This window comes from Halobacterium sp. NMX12-1, from assembly GCF_040435975.1.
GTDB lineage: Archaea > Halobacteriota > Halobacteria > Halobacteriales > Halobacteriaceae > Halobacterium > Halobacterium hubeiense.
Window position 1 is genome coordinate 522101 of record NZ_CP159204.1, and the last position, 17569, is coordinate 539669.

The 17569-nt window shown below is 70.7% G+C and carries 18 protein-coding genes; 13 read left to right on the forward strand and 5 right to left on the reverse strand.

The window, feature by feature from the left end:
* Positions 1 to 335: 335 nt before the first annotated feature.
* Both ABSL23_RS04210 and ABSL23_RS04215 read right to left on the reverse strand, forming a co-directional pair.
* Complete coding sequence (locus ABSL23_RS04210; RefSeq protein ID WP_353634829.1) at positions 336 to 863, reverse strand: 2'-5' RNA ligase family protein; 528 nt, start codon at positions 861 to 863, stop codon at positions 336 to 338.
* Positions 864 to 900: 37 nt separating this feature from the next.
* Positions 901 to 1095, reverse strand: coding sequence for a hypothetical protein (locus ABSL23_RS04215; RefSeq protein WP_353634830.1), 195 nt, complete (start codon positions 1093 to 1095; stop codon positions 901 to 903).
* A 310-nt stretch (positions 1096 to 1405) separates the two neighbouring features.
* Here ABSL23_RS04215 and ABSL23_RS04220 point away from each other — a divergent pair, with 310 nt between their 5' ends.
* From ABSL23_RS04220 to thrC, 10 genes are all read left to right on the forward strand, one after another.
* Positions 1406 to 2638: an argininosuccinate synthase gene (locus ABSL23_RS04220; protein ID WP_353634831.1), complete on the forward strand. Its 1233-nt coding sequence runs from the start codon at positions 1406 to 1408 to the stop codon at positions 2636 to 2638.
* Positions 2635 to 4164 (forward strand): argininosuccinate lyase, encoded by a 1530-nt coding sequence (gene argH, locus ABSL23_RS04225; protein ID WP_353634832.1) that lies wholly within the window; start codon positions 2635 to 2637, stop codon positions 4162 to 4164. Before ABSL23_RS04220 ends, argH begins: the two co-directional genes overlap by 4 nt.
* A gap of 230 nt (positions 4165 to 4394) precedes the next feature.
* Positions 4395 to 4559: a lysine biosynthesis protein LysW gene (lysW, locus tag ABSL23_RS04230; protein ID WP_059057957.1), complete on the forward strand. Its 165-nt coding sequence runs from the start codon at positions 4395 to 4397 to the stop codon at positions 4557 to 4559.
* Position 4560: 1 nt separating this feature from the next.
* Positions 4561 to 5427, forward strand: a complete 867-nt coding sequence (lysX, locus tag ABSL23_RS04235; RefSeq protein WP_353634833.1) for a lysine biosynthesis protein LysX — start codon at positions 4561 to 4563, stop codon at positions 5425 to 5427.
* Complete coding sequence (gene argC / locus ABSL23_RS04240) at positions 5427 to 6467, forward strand: N-acetyl-gamma-glutamyl-phosphate reductase (protein WP_353634834.1); 1041 nt, start codon at positions 5427 to 5429, stop codon at positions 6465 to 6467. The genes lysX and argC overlap by 1 nt, the downstream gene beginning before the upstream one ends.
* Positions 6468 to 6495: 28 nt before the next feature.
* Positions 6496 to 7332 (forward strand): acetylglutamate/acetylaminoadipate kinase, encoded by an 837-nt coding sequence (locus tag ABSL23_RS04245; RefSeq protein WP_353634835.1) that lies wholly within the window; start codon positions 6496 to 6498, stop codon positions 7330 to 7332.
* Complete coding sequence (locus ABSL23_RS04250) at positions 7329 to 8441, forward strand: aminotransferase class III-fold pyridoxal phosphate-dependent enzyme (RefSeq protein WP_353634836.1); 1113 nt, start codon at positions 7329 to 7331, stop codon at positions 8439 to 8441. Before ABSL23_RS04245 ends, ABSL23_RS04250 begins: the two co-directional genes overlap by 4 nt.
* On the forward strand, positions 8438 to 9448 hold the full coding sequence (locus ABSL23_RS04255; protein ID WP_353634837.1) for a [LysW]-lysine hydrolase: 1011 nt from the start codon (positions 8438 to 8440) through the stop codon (positions 9446 to 9448). Before ABSL23_RS04250 ends, ABSL23_RS04255 begins: the two co-directional genes overlap by 4 nt.
* A complete protein-coding gene (gene argF / locus ABSL23_RS04260; protein ID WP_353634838.1) occupies positions 9436 to 10317 on the forward strand; it encodes an ornithine carbamoyltransferase in 882 nt (293 codons plus the stop codon). Before ABSL23_RS04255 ends, argF begins: the two co-directional genes overlap by 13 nt.
* 115 nt (positions 10318 to 10432) lie before the next feature.
* The gene (thrC, locus tag ABSL23_RS04265; RefSeq protein ID WP_353634839.1) at positions 10433 to 11680 is read left to right on the forward strand and encodes a threonine synthase; all 1248 of its coding nucleotides are present in this window, start codon (positions 10433 to 10435) and stop codon (positions 11678 to 11680) included.
* Positions 11681 to 11686: 6 nt separating this feature from the next.
* Here the strand turns inward: thrC and ABSL23_RS04270 are convergent, their stop codons facing one another.
* Both ABSL23_RS04270 and serA read right to left on the reverse strand, forming a co-directional pair.
* Positions 11687 to 12130, reverse strand: coding sequence for an acyl-CoA thioesterase (locus tag ABSL23_RS04270; protein WP_353634840.1), 444 nt, complete (start codon positions 12128 to 12130; stop codon positions 11687 to 11689).
* A gap of 32 nt (positions 12131 to 12162) precedes the next feature.
* Positions 12163 to 13746: a phosphoglycerate dehydrogenase gene (serA, locus tag ABSL23_RS04275; RefSeq protein ID WP_353634841.1), complete on the reverse strand. Its 1584-nt coding sequence runs from the start codon at positions 13744 to 13746 to the stop codon at positions 12163 to 12165.
* Positions 13747 to 13955: 209 nt separating this feature from the next.
* On the opposite strand from serA, the gene ABSL23_RS04280 reads away from it, so the two are divergent.
* From ABSL23_RS04280 to ABSL23_RS04290, 3 genes are all read left to right on the forward strand, one after another.
* Positions 13956 to 14747, forward strand: a complete 792-nt coding sequence (locus tag ABSL23_RS04280) for an aldolase/citrate lyase family protein (RefSeq protein WP_353634842.1) — start codon at positions 13956 to 13958, stop codon at positions 14745 to 14747.
* Between the two features lie 51 nt (positions 14748 to 14798).
* Positions 14799 to 15434 carry a phosphoserine phosphatase SerB gene (gene serB, locus ABSL23_RS04285; protein ID WP_353634843.1) on the forward strand — a complete coding sequence of 212 codons (636 nt, stop codon included), beginning with the start codon at positions 14799 to 14801 and terminating at the stop codon, positions 15432 to 15434.
* Between the two features lie 251 nt (positions 15435 to 15685).
* Positions 15686 to 16216: a hypothetical protein gene (locus tag ABSL23_RS04290; RefSeq protein ID WP_353634844.1), complete on the forward strand. Its 531-nt coding sequence runs from the start codon at positions 15686 to 15688 to the stop codon at positions 16214 to 16216.
* Here the strand turns inward: ABSL23_RS04290 and ABSL23_RS04295 are convergent, their stop codons facing one another.
* Positions 16217 to 17512 (reverse strand): O-acetylhomoserine aminocarboxypropyltransferase/cysteine synthase family protein, encoded by a 1296-nt coding sequence (locus tag ABSL23_RS04295; RefSeq protein WP_353634845.1) that lies wholly within the window; start codon positions 17510 to 17512, stop codon positions 16217 to 16219. It abuts the gene before it with no gap.
* Positions 17513 to 17569 lie beyond the last annotated feature (57 nt).

Below are 17569 nucleotides of genomic sequence, written 5' to 3' on the forward strand. Positions count from 1 at the left end.
TATCGGGAACTAGCTTCTTCGTCAACGCTTCCGACACCTCGAAAGCCCCGAGGCTGTAGACTCGGGAGGCTCGCTGCGCGCCTCGGTCGCTTCGCTCCCTGCGGTGCTTACGTCGCCTGCCTTCGCCTACAGCCTCGCCCCTTTCAATCCCACCGCGCCGGCTGACCAACCGGCTATGGGCGGACTGAAAGGGGCGGCGGGCTACGGGAAGCCCGGCGAAGCAAGCACGCGAGCACTGCGAGCGCGCGCAGCGAGCCGCGCGACCATAGCCCGCTGGGGCTTTCGAGGCGTCGAAGTCGAGGACGGGACCGATACCGATAGCAGAATCTACTAGCTCAAGCAGGAAGCGAGAGCGTGTCGACGCGTTCGCCGCGTTCGGCGTCGTAGAGGTACAGTTCCTCGATGTTCCACGTGACGGGGCCGACCTGTCGGCCGTCGACGTTCTCGACGGCGCGGCGGCCGCGGAAGCCGTCGGCGTCGCGGGCGAGCGTGACGTGGGGGTCGTAGTCGTCGCCGCCTTCCATCACGGGCACGGGGTCGAAGACTTCGCAGAGGCGCTGGTGGATGCCGTGGAGGCCGGGGCTCTCGACGGCGAGGTAGACGACGGGGCTGGAGCCGTTCGGCGGGTTCTCGAACGTGTCGACTTCGGCGACGCGGGCTTCGACGACGGGCGCGCCGGCGAGGGCGTCCTGGGCGGTCTGCCACGCGGTGCGGAGCTGTTTGCGGTCGTCGGCGGGGACGCGCTTGACGAGCAGCGTCTGCTCGCGGCGCTCGCGGATGCGGGCGAACTCCGAGAGCGCCGGGCGGAGGTCCGCGGCGACCTCCTTGACTTCGGCCGGAACCGGAGCGTTCACGCTGTACACGTGCGCTAGTGGGGCGTCGAGCGGGAAAGCGCTGACGTTAGATGCGGTCGAGCAGCCACAGCACGAGCAAGATTAGCACGACGACCGCGATGAGCGGCTGGGCGAGCCCGAGCAGGCCGGCGAGCGCGCCGACAATCTCGCCCAGTATTTCGAGCGCGAGCCAGACGACCACCAGCACGAGCACGATTTTCAGCAGGTCCTCGACGTCGATGCCGCCGCGAGCTGATGTCATGTGGGGTCGCTAGCGGAGCACGCGGATAAGGGTTCAGGCAATCGTGTGGCGTGTTACCGTAGATGGCAAGACCACGGGACGGGAGCAACGTTTAAGCACTCGGGACCGTTCGAGACTGGTAATGACGCAGTCGTCGGCTCACGCCCGCCGCTCGCCCTCGGTGAGCAGCGGGACCGTCGGCTGTCCGGTGTCCTCCCGTCGCGTGCCGCGACGACCGGGGTCCTTCTGACCCCACTACAGCTACATCCCTCGTTTTCGGTCTCGCATCACTTCCCGACTACCGCGGCACACACCACACACGGAACACACAATGACAGGAGGAACGGTCGCGCTCGCCTTCTCCGGCGGGCTCGACACGACGGTCTGCGTACCGCTGCTGAAAGAAGAGTACGGCTACGACGAGGTCATCGGCGTCACAGTCGACGTCGGCCAGCCCGAGTCTGAGTTCGCCGAGGCCCACGAGACGGCCGACGCGCTCGGCGTCGACCACTACGTCGTGGACGCGAAAGCCGAGTTCGCCGACCTCTGCTTCGAGGCGGTGCAGGCGAACGCTAGCTATCAGGGCTACCCGCTGGGCACGGCGCTCGCGCGCCCGGTCATCGCCGAGGCGATTCTCGGCGTCGCCGAGGAACAGGGCTGTGCGGCGCTGGCGCACGGCTGCACGGGGAAGGGCAACGACCAACTGCGCTTCGAGGCCGTCTGGCGCGCCAGCGACCTCGACGTCATCGCGCCCGTGCGTGAACTCGGCCTCACGCGCGAGTGGGAGATCGACTACGCCGACGAGAAGGGCCTGCCGGTCGAGGCGGGCAACGAGGGCGAGTGGAGCATCGACACGAACCTCTGGAGCCGCTCCGTCGAGGGCGGCCAGCTGGAGGACCCCGGCTACGAGCCGCCGGAGGACATCTACGACTGGACGGACGCCCCCAGCGACGAGACCGAGACCATCGACATCGAGTTCGAGGCGGGCGTGCCGGTCGCCGTGGACGGCGACGAGATGGAGCCGGTGCCGCTCATCGAGTACCTCAACGACCTCGCGGGGAGCTACGGCGTCGGCCGCACGGACATGATGGAGGACCGCATGCTCGGCCTGAAGGTGCGCGAGAACTACGAGCACCCGGCCGCGACGACGCTGCTAACGGCGCACGAGGCGCTCGAACAGCTCGTGTTGACGAAAGACGAGCGCGAGTTCAGCCAGCAGGTCAGCCAGCAGTGGTCGGAGAAGGCCTACGAGGGCCTCGTCGACCACCCGCTGATGGACGCGCTGAACGGCTTCTTCGAGGGGACCCAGCAGAAGGTCACGGGCACGGTCACGATCAAGTTCGAGGGCGGGCAGGCCCGCCCGGTCGCCCGCGAGAGCGAGTACGCGGTGTACTCCGCGGACGCCGCGAGCTTCGACACGGAGACGGTCAACGGCATCGAGCAGGGCGACGCCACCGGCGTCGCGAAGTACCACGGCTTCCAGTCCCGCCTCGCGAACGCGAGCAAGCCGGAGCTCAAGCCCGACGGCGGCGCCGCAGGGTCGGCTGACGAGGACGAAGAATGAGCGGAGAGGGCGACGGCACGGTGGTGCGCCGCGACCGCTTCAGCGGCGGCCCCGCGCGGTCGTTCCTCTCCTCGATGGACGCCGACCACCGCATCTTCGCGGCGGACCTCGCTGTCGACCGCGCACACGTGGTGATGCTCGCCGAGCAGGGTATTATTGACGGCGACGAGGCGGCGACGATTCTGTCCGCGCTCGACAGCGTCGAGGACGCCGGCTTCGACGCGCTCCCCGACGGCGAGGACGTCCACGAGGCAATCGAGACGGCGGTGGTGGAGCGCGTCGGCCCGGTCGGCGGGAAGATGCACACGGCGCGCTCGCGCAACGACGAGGTCGCGACCTGCATCCGCGCGCGCCTCCGCGAGGACGTGCTGGCCGCGCTCGACGCGGTGATAGCGCTCCGCGCGGCGCTGGCGGACGTCGCCGAGGCCGAAGCGGACACCGTGATGCCGGGGTACACGCACCTCCAGCCCGCACAGCCGACGACGGTCGCGCACTGGGCGCTCTCCTACGAGGGCACGCTCGCGCGCGACACGAGCCGGCTGCTGGACGCGTTCGGCCGCACGAACCAGTCGCCGCTGGGCGCGGCGGCGTTCGCGGGCACCACGTTCGACGTGGACCGCGAGCGCACCGCCGACCTCCTCGGGTTCGACGGCGTCGTGACGAACTCGATGGACGCGTCGGCGAGCCGCGACTTCCTGCTGGAAACCGTGGCGGCGCTGTCCTCGGTCGCGGTGACCTGTTCGGGACTGGCGGAGGACGTCGTGCTGTTCGCGAACCGCGGGTTCGTGGAGCTCAGCGACGACTACTCCTCGACGTCCTCGATCATGCCCCAGAAGAAGAACCCGGACACGCTGGAGCTGGTGCGCGCGACCGCGGGCGACGCGGTGGGCGCGTACACGAGCCTCGCGACGACGCTGAAGGGGCTGCCGCGGGCGTACAACCGCGACCTCCAGCGCGCGACGCCGCACGCGTGGGACGCCGCCGACGACGTGACCGACGCCGTCGAGGTGGCGGCGGGCGCGGTCGCGACGGCGGAGTGGCCCGCCGAGGAACTGGAGCGCGCGGCCGGTGAGGGGTTCTCGACGGCGACCGGCGTGGCGGACGCGCTGGCGGCGGCGGGGATGCCGTTCCGCACCGCGCACGAAGTCGTCGCGCTCGCGGCCGAACAGAGCGACGCCGCCGACGGGTCGAACGCGCTCCCGGAGAGCCACGCCAGCGACGGCGTCAGCGGCGTCAGCGGTGAGCACAGCGCGGACCTCGTCGCGGTGGACGCGGCGGCCCGCGAGGTGACCGGGAAGCCGCTGTCCGAGCTCGCGGACCCGGAGCTCGTGGCTGCGGCGCTGGACCCCGTGACGAACGTCGCCCAGCGCGACTCGGCGGGCGGCCCCGCGCCCGACGCGGTGCGCGACGCGCTGGACGACGTGGAGGAGTCGCTCGCGGCCGACGAGGCGGAAGTCGCCGACCGCGAGGAGGCGCTGGCGGCGGCGGCCGACGACCTCGCCGCGGAGGTGGCGGCGTATGAGTGAGGCGGACGCCGGCGCGATGCGCCTCGGACACTCCGCTGGGACGCCTGCGGGCCTGCGACGAGAGCGACCGCCCCTCCGTGGGCAAACAGACAACATACTTACTACGTATCTGGTTTCGGTTGGTCGGTCGTTTCGGGCGTTTTCGCGCCGTTAGCTGCTTCTCTCGTTCGTAAAAGAAGTTTGACAAGTCCGATTAGCTTAAGTGCTATCAGTGAGAACGTGGGAGTGCTATGAGCACATGTCCCGAATGCGGGTCCGACGTGGCCCTGCACGACGACCTCGAAGTCGGCGAAATCGTCGACTGCGACACCTGTGGCACCGAACTGGAAGTCGTGGACACCGACCCCGCAGCCCTCGATCGAGCGCCCGAGCTCTCCGAGGACTGGGGGGAGTAAGTTGCGCGTCGGCATCCTCTACTCCCGGATTCGGAAGGACGAGAAACTGCTGCTCGGCGAGCTCCGCGAGCGCGGCCACGACGTCGAGAAGATCGACGTCCGCAAGCACGGCTTCGGCCTCGACGACACCGACGCCGCAATCGCGGACTGCGACCTCGTGGTCGACCGCTGTCTGGCGACCAGCCGCAGCAAGTACGCCACGGAGTTCTGCCGGCACTACGACGTCCCGGTCGTGAACAGCCCCGACACCGCGGCCGTCTGCGCGGACAAAGTGCGGACGAGCCTCGCGCTCGACGACGCGGGACTCCCCACGCCCGACACCACGGTCGCGTTCACCACCGAGAGCGCGCTGGAGGCCGTCGAGTCGTACGGCTACCCCTGCGTGCTGAAGCCCGTCGTGGGCTCGTGGGGGCGCCTGATGGCGAAACTCGACTCGCGGAACGCCGCCGAGGCGGTCCTCGAACACAAGGCGACGCTCGGCCACTACGAACACAAGGTGTTCTACATCCAGGACTTCGTGGAGAAGCCGGGGCGGGACATCCGCGTGCTGGCGACCGACGGCGAGCCCGTCGCCGCGATGACGCGCTCGGGCGACCACTGGCTGACCAACGCCGCGAAGGGCGCGGAGACGAACTCCTTCGAGGTCGACGAGGAGGTCGCCGACCTCGTCGAGACCGCCAGCGACGCGGTCGGCGGCGGCCTGCTCGGCGTAGACCTGATGGAGACCGGCGACGGCTACACCGTCCACGAGGTCAACCACACCGTCGAGTTCAAGGCGCTGAACGACGCCAGCGACGTGGACGTCCCGGCCGCGGTCGTCGACTGGCTGGAGGACCGCGCCGCCGCGGAAGTGGAGGTGACGCCCTGATGGCCGAGAGCACGACCGCCACGGTCGTCGGCGGGAGCGGGTTCGCGGGCGGCGAACTCCTCCGCCTGCTCGCCGGCCACCCCGAGTTCGAGGTGGCGCAGGCGACCAGCCGCGAGTACGCGAACAAGACCGTCGGGAGCGTCCACCCGAACCTCCGCGAGATGGACCTCCGGTTCACACCGCCGACGGACCTCGACTCCGTGGACGTGCTGTTCGCGGCGGCGCCCCACGGCGTCGCGATGGACCACCTCGACGAGTGGCAAGACGCCGCCGACACCGTGGTCGACCTGAGCGCGGACTTCCGTCTCGAAACGGAGGCGCAGTACGAGGAGTGGTACGACGGCCACAGCGCGCCGGAGTACCTCGACGACGCTGTGTACGCGCTCCCGGAACTCTCCCGCGAGGAGCTCTACGGCGCGGACCTGATTGCGGGCGGGGGCTGCAACGCGACCGCGACGATTCTCGGCCTGCTCCCGCTCCAAGAGGCCGGCCTCCTCGACGACGCGCACGTCGTCGTGGACGTGAAAGTCGGCTCCTCGGAGGGCGGCGCGGGCGGCGGCGCCGCCTCCTCGCACCCCGAGCGCTCGGGCGTCGTGCGCCCGTACGCGCCCACGGGCCACCGCCACGAGGCCGAAATCGAGCAGTTCCTCGGGCTCTCGGTCTCCTTCACCGCGCACGCCGTGGACATGGTCCGCGGCGCGAGCGCGACCTGCCACGTGTTCCCCGAGGAGGCGCCCTCGACGGGCGACCTCTGGAGCGCGTACCGCGGGACGTACGAGGACGAGCCGTTCGTGGACATCGTCGCGGGCGGCAGCGGCGTCTACCGCTACCCGGAGCCGAAGGCTGTCGCCGGGACGAACGGCGCGGAGGTCGGCTTCGAGCTGGACGAGGACAACGGCCGCGTCGTGGCGTTCTCGGCCATCGACAACATGATGAAAGGCTCGGCGGGGCAGGCCGTCCACGCGGCGAACGTCGCGCTCAGCTTCGACGAGACCGCGGGCCTCGACCAACTCGGGTTGCACCCGGTGGGAAGCCCATGAGTCACGCTCACCACGCGGGGTGGTTCGCGTGACTGTAGTGGTCAAGATCGGCGGCGCGCGCGCCGTCGACCCGGCGGGCGCGGTGACCGACGTCGCGCACCTCACGGTGAACGACGAGGACGTCGTGGTCGTCCACGGCGGGTCGACGGCGGTCGACGACGCGCTCGACCAGATGGGCAAAGAGCCCGAGTACGTCGAGTCGCCGTCGGGGGTCACCGGCCGGTTCACGGACGCGGAGACGATGGACGTCTTCGAGATGGCGATGGGGAAGGTCAACACCGACCTCGTCGCGGCGTTCGAGAACGCGGGCGTGCCCGCAGTCGGCCTCAACGGCGTCGACGGGAAGCTCCTCACTGGGCCGTGGAAGTCCGCAATCCGGGTCGTCGAGGACGGCAAGAAGAAGATTCGCCGCGGCGAGCACTCCGGCACCATCGAGGCGGTCAACACGGACCTGCTGGAGGCCCAACTCGACGCGGGCTACGTGCCCGTGGTGTCGGTGCCGATGTTCGCCAAGGAGAGCGACGACGAGGAGGAGTGGACGCCCGTGAACGCGGACGCGGACCGCGCGGCCGCCGCGGTGGCGGGCGCGCTCGACGCGACGCTGGTCGTGCTGACCGACGTGGAGGGCGTCTACGAGGACCCCGACGACCCGAGTTCGCTCATCGAGGAAGTGCTGACGCCCGCGGACCTCGACGGCGCGAAGGAGGCCGCGGAGGGGTTCATGACGAAGAAGGTGCTGGCGGCGACCGAAGCACTCGAAGGCGGCGCGGAGTCGGTCGTGGTGTCGGACGCGAACCGCCGCGACCCAATCGTCGCCGCGCTGGAAGGGGCTGGCACGCGCTTCAGCCCGGAGGCCCTCTCATGAGCGGGTTCGTCTTCGGGGAGAAGCCCATCCAAATCGAGTCCGGCGAGGGGCCGTACGTCTACGACGACGGCGGCACCGAGTACCTCGACATGGGCGCGTCCTACGCCTGCGCGCCGGTCGGCCACTGTCACCCCGACGTGGTGGAGGCCGTGGAGTCCCAAGCCAGCGACCTGCTGTTCGTGCAGGGGTCGTACCCCACGGAGACGCGGACCGCGCTGTACGACCGCCTCGGCGACCTCGCGCCCGGCGAGCTGGACAACGTCTGGCTCTGCAACTCCGGGACGGAGGCCAACGAGGCGGCGCTGAAGTTCGCGCGCCACGCGACCGGCCGCGAGAAGGTCGTCGCGGCCAAGCGCGCGTTCCACGGCCGCACGCTCGGCGCGCTGGCGGCGACGTGGAAGCAGAAGTACCGCGAGGGGTTCGCGGTCCCCGACAACGTCGAGTTCGTCGACTACGGGGACAGCGAGGCACTCGCGGACGCCGTGGACGACGAGACGGCGGCAGTCATCCTCGAACCCGTGCAGGGCGAGGGCGGCGTCCACCCCGCGCCGGAGGGCTACCTGCAGGCCGCCCGCGACGCCTGCGACGAGACCGGCGCGGCGCTGGTCTTCGACGAGATTCAGACCGGGCTCGGGCGCACGGGCTCGCTGTGGGCGTGCGAGCAGGCCGGCGTCGCGCCGGACGCGCTCACCGTCGCGAAGGGGCTGGGCAGCGGCCTCCCCATCGGCGCGACGCTGGTCGCGGACTGGCTCGCCGAGGACAGCGGCGACCACGGCTCGACGTTCTCCGGCGGTCCCGTGCCGTGTGCCGCGGCGCTCGCGACGCTCGACGTGCTGGAGGACGACGACCTCGCGGCGAACGCGGCGAGCGTCGGCGACTACCTCCGAGACCAGCTCGCGGAGCTTCCCGTACGGGACGTGCGCGGCGACGGCCTGATGGTCGGCGTCGAGGTGAAACGGGGGGCGAACCGGGCGCTGCGCGCGCTCGCGATGAACCACGGAATCCTCGCGCTCCCCGCGGGGCGCACGGTGGTGCGCCTCTTACCGCCGCTAACTGTCACCGAGTCCCACGCCGACCGCGTGGTCGACGCGCTCGCCGAGGAGCTATGACGCCCCGCGAGCTCCTCCGCGACCTCGTCTCGACCCCCTCCGTTTCGGGTGCGGAGTCCGAGGCGGCCGGCGTGCTCGTGGACTACTTCGAGCGCCACGGCCGCGAGGCGTGGACCGACGACGCCGGCAACGTCCGCGCGCCCGGCGACGACAGCGTGCTCCTCACGAGCCACGTCGACACCGTCCCCGGCTACATCGACGTGCGCGAGGAGAACGGCGAACTCTGGGGTCGGGGCAGCGTGGACGCGACCGGGCCGCTGGCCGCGATGGCCGCGGCGAGCGTCGAAACCGGCGCGTCGTTCGCGGGCGTCGTCCAGGAGGAGACGACCTCCGCGGGCGCGCGCCACCTCGTCGAGGACCGTGCGGAGCCCGACGCCGTCGTGAACGGCGAGCCCTCGGGTTGGGACGCGCTGACGCTGGGCTACCGCGGGCTCGTCGCGGGCACCTACGAGGTCGCCACCGAGAGCGGCCACTCCTCGCGCCCCGAGCCCAACGCGGTCCAGATTGCCACCGCGTGGACCGAGCGCGTGCGCGCGGCGTTCCCGGACGACGACACCGTCTTCGAGTCGGTGACCGTCAAGCCCGTCTCCTTCGACGGCGGGCTCGCCGACGACGGCACCGCCGTCGAGGCGACCGTCGAGATGCAGTTCCGCCTGCCGCCCGGCACCACCGCCGACGACGTCTACGAGACCGTCGCGGACTGCACCGAGCGCGGGTCGGTGACGTGGACGGAGTCGATTCCGCCCGTGATGGCGAGCCCGCGGACGCCCGTCGCGGGCGCGCTCCGAGCGGGCATCCGCGAGGCGGGCGGCGACCCCACGCACCTCCGGAAGACCGGCACGAGCGACGCGAACATCTACGCCGGCGCGTGGGACTGCCCCGTCGCCACCTACGGCCCCGGGGACTCGAATCTGGACCACGCGCCCGACGAACGCATCGACCTCGCCGCGTTCGACCGCGGCGTCGACGTACTCACCACCGCAGCAGACCGCCTATGCACTTCCTGACAATCGACGACCTCACGACCGACGAACTGGCCGGCGTCGTGGACGACGCGGCCGCGCTGAAGCGCGCGCAAGCCGACGGCATGCCCCACGAGGCCCTCCCCGGGCGCTCGCTGGCGATGCTGTTCGAGAAGCCCTCGACGCGAACCCGCGTGAGCTTCGAGGTCGGGATGACCCAGCTCGGCGGCCACGGCGTCTTCCTCGGCGACGACGACATCCAACTGGGACGGGGCGAGCCCGTCGCGGACACCGCTCGCGCGCTCGGCCGGTACGTCGACGCGGTGATGGCGCGCGTCTTCGACCACGGCGACCTCGAAGAGATTGCCGCGCACGCCGACGTCCCGGTCGTGAACGGCCTCACCGACGACGCGCACCCGTGTCAGGCGCTGGCGGACCTCCTGACGCTCCGCGAAGAGGTCGGGGACTCCGGGACGGTGGCGTGGGTCGGCGACGGCAACAACGTCGCCGCGTCGTTCACGATTGGCGCCGCGATGATGGGCTACGACGTCAACGTCGCCACGCCCGAGGGGTACGCGCTGGACGACTCCGTCATCGCGCGTGCCGAGGAGCACGGCGACGTGACCGCGACGACGGACCCCGAGGCCGCCGTCGCGGACGCCGAGGTCGTCTACACGGACGTCTGGGTGAGCATGGGGCAGGAGGACGAGCGCGAGCAGCGCCTCGACGCCTTCGAGGGGTTCCAGGTGGACGACGAGCTGCTCGGGGACGCGGCGTTCATGCACTGCCTGCCCGCGAACCGCGGCGAGGAGGTCACGGCGGACGTCATCGACGGCGAGCAGTCCGTCGTCTGGCAGCAGGCCGAGAACCGCCTGCACGCCCAGAAGGCGCTGCTCGTCGAACTCGTGGACTGAGCGGACGGCTCTCCGTTCTGGCGGCACCGGCGGGACGGCGCGCCACGCCGACCGGCCGCTGGCAAAACACGCGACACCCGCCCCGTATTTGTGTCTCCGCCACCGATACGTGACCATGACTGACCTCTCGCTGGGCGGCCCGACGCCGGACGTCGCCGACGACGGCGTCTGGCTGGCGTGCGTGGAGTGCGGCGACGCCATCGCGCCGTTCGACGACGTGGTGTACGAGTGCCCGGACTGCGGCGGCCTGCTGGAAGCCCGCTACGCCGACTACCCGACGTTCGAGGAGTTCTCGGGGGACGGCGTCTGGCGGTACGCGGCGGCGCTGCCGTTCGACGAGGGCGTCACCATCCGCGAGGGGAACACGCCGCTGTACACCGTCCCCGAAATCGAGGCCGAGGCGGACGTCGCGGACCTCCGCGTGAAACACGAGGGCGCCAACCCCACGGGGAGCTTCAAGGACCGCGGGATGACTGTCGGCGTGAAGGTCGCCGACCGGCTCGGCGTGGACCGGCTCGCCTGCGCCTCCACGGGGAACACGTCCGCGGCGCTGGCGGCGTACGGCGCCCGCGCGAACACGCCCGTGCTCGTGCTCCTCCCCGCCGGCAAGGTCGCCGCGGGGAAGGTCGCGCAGGCGGCGCTGCACGGCGCGCGTATCTGCGAGGTGGACGGCAACTTCGACGACTGCCTCGACGTCGTCGCAGAACTCGCGGACCGCGGGGAGGCGTACCTCCTGAACTCCCTGAACCCGTTCCGCTTGGAGGGGCAGAAGACCATCGGCCTCGAAATCTTAGAGCAGTCCCGCGACGCCCACGGCCACCTCCCGGACCGCATCGTGCTCCCCGTCGGGAACGCGGGGAACACGGCGGCCCTCTACAAGTGCTTCCGCGAACTCGTCGAGGCCGGCGAACTCGACGAGGACGAGGTGCCGAAGCTCACGGGCGTGCAGGCCGAGGGCGCGGCCCCGATGGTCGAGGCCGTCGAGAAGGGGCGCGACTACGTCGAGCGCTGGGACGACGTGGAGACGCGGGCGACCGCCATCCGCATCGGTAACCCCGTGAACGCGCCGAAGGCGCTGCCCGGCATCTACGACACGGGCGGCACCGCGGTCGCCGTCTCGGACGAGAAGATCACCGAGGCTCAGCGCATGCTCGCGGAGGACGGCGTCGGCGTGGAGCCGGCGTCCGCGGCGAGCGTCGCCGGCCTCCTGAAGCTCCGCGAGCGCGGCGACATCGACGCCGACGAGCGCGTCGTCTGCCTCACCACCGGCCACCTCCTGAAGGACCCCGAGGCGGCCGCGGAAGCCGGCGGCGACACGACGCCCGTCCCCGCGGACGCCGACGGCGTGCTGGACGCGCTGTAACTGTTCTCAGTCGGTTCCTTCGCTGGCGAGCGCTTCCTGTTCGAGCCGGCGGTCGCGGTCCGTCTCGACGCTCAGCCCCGGTACTGTCGTCGGCTTCATGTCCTCGTCGACGGCGACGAACACGAAGTGCGAGCTCGTCGTCTGCTCGGTCTCCCCGGTTCGGGGGTCCTCGCGGAACGCCCGCAGGCGGACGCGCACGCTGCTCGTCCCGGCGTCGTAGGCGTACGACTCGATGACGCAGATGTCGCCCTGCGGAATCGGGCGCTCGAAATCCAGGCCGTTGATGCGCGCGGTGACGCAGGTCGCGCCCGCGAGCCGCATCGCGGACATCGCGCCCACCTCGTCCATCCACTTCACGACGTTCCCGCCGTGCGCGGAGGCGTAGTTGTTCGTGTCGTCGGGCTGGACGCGCACGCGGTTCTCGATGTACGTCTCCGAAACTGTCGGCACGACCGAACGCGCGGGCCGACGGGAGAAAAGGGTTACTCGCCGTTGAGCTCGATGTTGTGGACGTCGATGATGCGCTCGTCGGCGAGCAGTTCGTCGAGCGCCGCCTCGGGGACCGTGGAGTCGAGGTTGTAGACCGTGAGCGCCTCGCCGCCGATGGTCTCGCGGGCGTTGAACATCCCCGCGATGTTGACGTCGGCGTCGCCGAGTACGGTGCCGATGAAGCCGATGACGCCGGGCTCGTCCTCGTTGCGCGCGGCGAGCATGTGGCCGTGCGGGACGGCGTCGACGCGGTAGCCGTCGATTTTCACGAGGCGCGGGTCGTCGCCCGCGAACAGCGTCCCGGAGACGGTGAGCTCCTCGTCGCTGTTCCCGACGGTCACGGAGACGAGGCTCTGGAAGTCCTCGCTCTGTCGGGTCTTGGACTCCTTGACGTCGATGCCGCGCTCCTCCGCGACGCGGGGGGCGTTGACGGCGTTGACCTGCCACTCCAGCGGGTCGAAGACGCCCTTCTGCGCGCTCGCGGTGACGAGTTCGAGGTCCTCGGCGGCGATGTCGCCCTCGTAGCTGACCTCGACGCGCTCGATGCGGCCGTCGAACAGTTGGGCGGCGACTTTCCCCGCGGTCTCGGCGAGCCCGATGTACGGCTCGATGCGGCCGAAGGAGCTCTCGTCGACGCTCGGCGCGTTCAGCGCGTTCAACACGGGCTCGTCGTTCAGCGCGGCGACGACCTGGTCGGCCGTCGAGGTGGCGACGTGCTCCTGGGCGGCCTGCGTGGACGCGCCGAGGTGCGGCGTCACGACGATGTCGTCGGCGTCGAGCAGCGGCGAGTCCGCGGGCAGCGGCTCCTCCGCGAACACGTCGAGCGCGGCGCCAGCGAGCACGCCGTCCTCGACGGCGTCCACGAGCGCGTCCTCGTCGACGACGCCGCCGCGCGCGACGTTGACGACGTAGCCGTCCTCGAGTTGGGCGAACTCGTCCTCGCCGAGCAGGCCCTCCGTCTCGTCGGTGAGCGGGACGTGGACGGTGACGAAGTCCGCGCGCTCGATGCACTCGTCGAACTCAACGAGGTCGGCGCCGAGCTGTTCGGCGCGCTCCTCGCCGATGTAGGGGTCGTAGGCGACGAGGTCCATGCCGAGGCCGCCGAGGCGCTTGGCGACCTCCTGGCCGACGCGGCCGAGGCCGACGACGCCCAGCGTCTTCCCGTTGAGTTCCGTGCCGAGGTAGTCGCCTTTCGCCCACTCGCCGTCCTTCAGGCGGCCGTGGGCCTGCGGGATGGAGCGGGCCGCGGCGAACGTCATCGCGACGCTGTGCTCGGCGGCGGCGCGGACGTTCCCCTCGGGGGCGTTGGCGACGATGACGCCGTGGTCGGTGGCGGCGTCGATGTCGATGTTGTCCACGCCGATGCCGGCGCGCCCGACGATGACGAGGTCGTCGGCGGCGTCGAACACTGCTTCAGTGACTTCGGTGCCGGAGCGGACGATGAGGCCGTGGGCGTCGCTGACGGCGTCGAGGAGCGCGTCGCCCTCCACGTCGTAGGCGGTTTCGACGTCGTGACCCGCCTCGCGGAGTCGGTCGAGACCGGCGTCCGCGATGGGGTCCGTGACGAGTACCTTCATGCGAAGTCGGTCGGTTCACTCGCGGATAAGCGTTTCCGCACGCACACGAATTGTCGGTGGTTCACGAACCACCATAATGACCACGTTTGTGTGGTATATAGTCGCGGAGCGTCACGGTTTGCCCACGCCCACGCCCGAATCCGGCGGGGCTTGCCGGACCACGGCGGGCCGCCCCCCGAGACTATACGTCGAGCGCGCGACGGGACCGTGTGCCCAACGCAGAACCGACGAACCAGTTGCGAGAGCGCGTCGAGGACGGCGGCGTCGCCGTCGGCGTGCTCGACTCGACGTACAGCCCGACGCTCGTGGAGTTCTACGGCGACCTCGGCGTGGACTTCGTGTGGCTGGACTTCGAGCACGGCGGCCCCGACCCGTGGGACGGCCCCACCGTCGAGAACCTCCTGCGGGCGGCCGACCGCTCCGACGTCGAACTGCTCGTTCGGCTGCCGGACACCGACCCCACGCTCGTGCGGAAGGCGCTGGACCTCGGCGTCCGCAACGTCTTCCTGCCGCGCGTGGAGACCGCGGCGGAGGTCGAGGCCGCCGTGAAGTCCGCGCGATTCGAGTACGACGGCGACCCCGGGAACCGCGGGCTGGGGTCGCCGCGGGCGCGCCGCTGGGGGCTCCGCGAGAACTACGTCGCCGTCGAGGACCGCGAGACGATGGTCGGCACCACCATCGAGACCCGGGAGGCCGTCGAGAACATCGACGAGATTCTGTCCGTCCCCGAGCTCGGGTTCGTCTTCCTCGGGCCGCTGGACCTCTCGGTGGCGTACGGCCACCCCGGGGAGTTCGACCACCCCGAGGTGCAGGAGGCCGTCGAGACGGTGCGCGCGGCGGCCGTCGACGCCGGCGTCCCGGTCGGCGGGCTCGCGTTCGGGATGGACGACGCCGCCGCGAAGGCCGCCGACGGCTACCAGATACTGAACCTCGGCAGCACCACGGGCGCCCTGAAAGAGGTCGTCACGGGGTGGCTCGACGAGTTCGGCGCCCGCGAGTAACGTCTGCCAGAGCAGCGACGCTTTTCCCTACCCGTCGCCTAGGCGGCGGCAATGACGCTGGTCGCGTTCGACTTCGACGGCACGCTCGCGGACTCGGAGATGATGGACCGCCTCGCCGCCCGCCACGGCGTCGGCGAGGAAGTCGCGGACATCACCGACCGCGCGATGCGCGGAGAGCTCTCCTACGCCGAGAGCCTGCGCGAGCGCGCCGGCCTCGTCGCCGGCCTCCCCGCGGAGGACGCCGCCGACGTGTACAGCGGCGTCCGCCTGCGGGACGGCGCGGGCGAACTGCTCGGGAAGCTCTCCGATGACGGCGTCCGCGTCGTCGTGCTCACCGGCGGGTTCGGGCCCGGCGTGGAGGCCGCCCTCGACGCCGCGGGCGTGACCGTGGACCGCGTCGTCGCCAACAGCCTCCCCGAGGCGGACGGCGAACTCACGGGCGACGTGGAGGGCCCGCTCATCGAGGGGACGAAAGACGACGCGCTCGCGGACGTCTGCGAGGCGTACGGCGTCGACGTCGCGGACTCCGTGGCCGTCGGAGACGGGGCCAACGACGCGCCGATGCTCGACGAGGCCGGCTGCGGCGTCGGCTTCCAGCCGAAGCCGGGGGTCGACGAGCACTGCGACACCGTCGTCGAGTCGATGGCGGAGCTGGAGGCGCTGCTGCGCGAGCGCAACGTGCTCTGAAGGATGGGACTGCCCGCGCCGGCCGCGGGCGAGTTCGGGTACTGAAGCGTGTGACGAGAAACCCGCGACGGGTGGAGCCGCGGGGTTTCCCAGGTCGGGCGGCCAGGGCACACTGAGCGGTACCGACCCGGGCGACTCCTGCTACACCCCTCTAACCCTTGCTTAATTGGTCGTTAAGGTCGCTTTCTTCACGTGATTCGCGGTCGCCGGCAACCGAAAGTTGATTGGTCGAACCGACGAACGTGGGGGTAGTGGCGGACGACTCAGACGGGACGCTGCCCGAGGCGGACATCCACGACGTGCTTCGGAACGACCGGCGCCGCATGGTCATCGAACTGCTCGGCGACGCCGACGAACCGGTGACCGCGCGCGAACTCTCGGAGGCCGTCGCCGCCCGGGAGACCGGCGAGGACCCGCCGCCGCGGGACGTCCGGCAGAGCGTCTACATCTCCCTCCAGCAGACCCACCTGCCGAAGCTCTCGGACCTCGGCATCGTGGAGTACGACGAGCAGACCAAGGAGGTGCGGCCCGCGGAGCACGCGCCCGCGGTCGGCGTCTACATGGAGGTCGTCCCGAAGTACGGGCTCTCGTACGCGGAGTTCTGCGGGTCGCTGGGCGTGCTCGGCGCGCTCCTCGTCGCCGCCGCGGAAGTCGGCGTCCCGGTCGTGAGTGAGGTCTCCGCGAGCGCGTGGGCGGTCGCCGTCTTCGGCGTGCTCGTGGCGTCCGCGGTCTACCGGACGTACAGCCGGCGCAGCACGCTCGTCCACCGGCTGCGGAACTGACTACCGCGAGGCCGCCTCGATGGCGGCTTCGAGGTCCGCGACCACGTCCGCGGGGTCCTCGATGCCGACGCTCAAGCGCACGAGGTCGTCGCGGACGCCCGCGGCTTCCTTCTCCTCGTCGGTGAGCTGCTGGTGGGTGGTGGAGGCGGGGTGGATGATGAGCGTCTTCGCGTCCCCGACGTTCGCCAGCAGGCTCGCGAGGTCGGTGTTCTCGGTGGTCTCCTTGGCGGCCTCGTAGCCGCCCTCCAGCCCGAACGTGATCATGCCGCCGTAGCCGCCGTCCAGATACTTCGTGGCGTTGTCGTGCGTGGGGTGGTCCTCTAATCCGGGGTACGTGACCCACGCGACGTCCTCGTGGTCGACGAGGTACTCGGCGACCTTCTGGGCGTTCTCGCAGTGCTTCTCCATGCGCAGCGGCAGCGACTCCAGCTTCTCTAAGGTCTGCCACGCGTCGAACGGCGACTGCTGGTTGCCGAGGTCGCGCAGGCCGCGCGCGATGGCGGCGTACGTGAACGCCGCGTCCCCGAACGCCTCCGAGAAGTTCACGCCGTGGTACGCGGGGTTCTCCTGCCCGATTTCGGGGTACTTCTCGGCGTGCTCGGCCCAGTCGAAGTCCCCGCCGTCCACGAGCGCGCCGCCGACCGTGGTGCCGGCGCCGTGAATCCACTTCGTGGTGGAGTGCCAGACGATGTCCGCGCCGTGGTCGAGGGGGTTGCAAAGGTACGGCGTCGCGAACGTGTTGTCCACGACGAGCGGGACGCCCGCCTCGTCGGTGATTTCGCCGAGGCGCTCGAAGTCCGGCGTCGTGAGGCTGGGGTTGCCGATGGTCTCGACGAGCACGTACGCGGTGTCCTCGTCGATGGCCTCCTCGTAGGCGTCGTAGTCGAGGGCCTCGACGAACTCCGTCTCGATGCCGCGGCGTTCGACGCTGTGCGTGAGGTACGTGTACGTCCCGCCGTAGAGGTCGCTGGACGCGACGATGTTGTCGCCGGCGCTCGCGAGCACGAACGTCGCGAGGTCCAGACTCGCCATCCCGGAGGCCGTCGCGACCGCGCCGACGCCGCCCTCCAGTGCCGCGAGCCGCTCCTGGAGCGTCTCGACGGTGGGGTTCATCAGCCGCGAGTAGATGTACCCGGGCTTCTCCAGCGCGAACTGCGCGGCGGCGTCGTCGCTGTCCTCGAAGACGTACGACGTCGTCTGGTAGATTGGCGGCGCGCGCGACCCCGTGGCCGGGTCGACTTCCTGGCCCGCGTGGACGCTGTTCGTGTCGAATTCGTAGTCGTCTCCGTCTCCCATACACGGTACTGGTGCGCCGGGGTCGTTAAGCCGGGGGGTCGCCTGCAGTTCCTGCCG

What these genes read in the sequence shown, in the direction of transcription:
- thrC (WP_353634839.1), top strand. Translation starts at nt 10,433, where the DNA reads ATGACTGACCTCTCGCTGGGCGGCCCGACGCCGGACGTCGCCGACGAC.
- lysW (WP_059057957.1), top strand. Translation starts at nt 4,395, where the DNA reads ATGAGCACATGTCCCGAATGCGGGTCCGACGTGGCCCTGCACGACGAC.
- ABSL23_RS04220 (WP_353634831.1), top strand. Translation starts at nt 1,406, where the DNA reads ATGACAGGAGGAACGGTCGCGCTCGCCTTCTCCGGCGGGCTCGACACG.
- argC (WP_353634834.1), top strand. Translation starts at nt 5,427, where the DNA reads ATGGCCGAGAGCACGACCGCCACGGTCGTCGGCGGGAGCGGGTTCGCG.
- ABSL23_RS04250 (WP_353634836.1), top strand. Translation starts at nt 7,329, where the DNA reads ATGAGCGGGTTCGTCTTCGGGGAGAAGCCCATCCAAATCGAGTCCGGC.
- serA (WP_353634841.1), bottom strand. Translation starts at nt 13,746, where the DNA reads ATGAAGGTACTCGTCACGGACCCCATCGCGGACGCCGGTCTCGACCGA.
- ABSL23_RS04255 (WP_353634837.1), top strand. Translation starts at nt 8,438, where the DNA reads ATGACGCCCCGCGAGCTCCTCCGCGACCTCGTCTCGACCCCCTCCGTT.
- serB (WP_353634843.1), top strand. Translation starts at nt 14,799, where the DNA reads ATGACGCTGGTCGCGTTCGACTTCGACGGCACGCTCGCGGACTCGGAG.
- argH (WP_353634832.1), top strand. Translation starts at nt 2,635, where the DNA reads ATGAGCGGAGAGGGCGACGGCACGGTGGTGCGCCGCGACCGCTTCAGC.
- ABSL23_RS04295 (WP_353634845.1), bottom strand. Translation starts at nt 17,512, where the DNA reads ATGGGAGACGGAGACGACTACGAATTCGACACGAACAGCGTCCACGCG.
- argF (WP_353634838.1), top strand. Translation starts at nt 9,436, where the DNA reads ATGCACTTCCTGACAATCGACGACCTCACGACCGACGAACTGGCCGGC.
- ABSL23_RS04215 (WP_353634830.1), bottom strand. Translation starts at nt 1,095, where the DNA reads ATGACATCAGCTCGCGGCGGCATCGACGTCGAGGACCTGCTGAAAATC.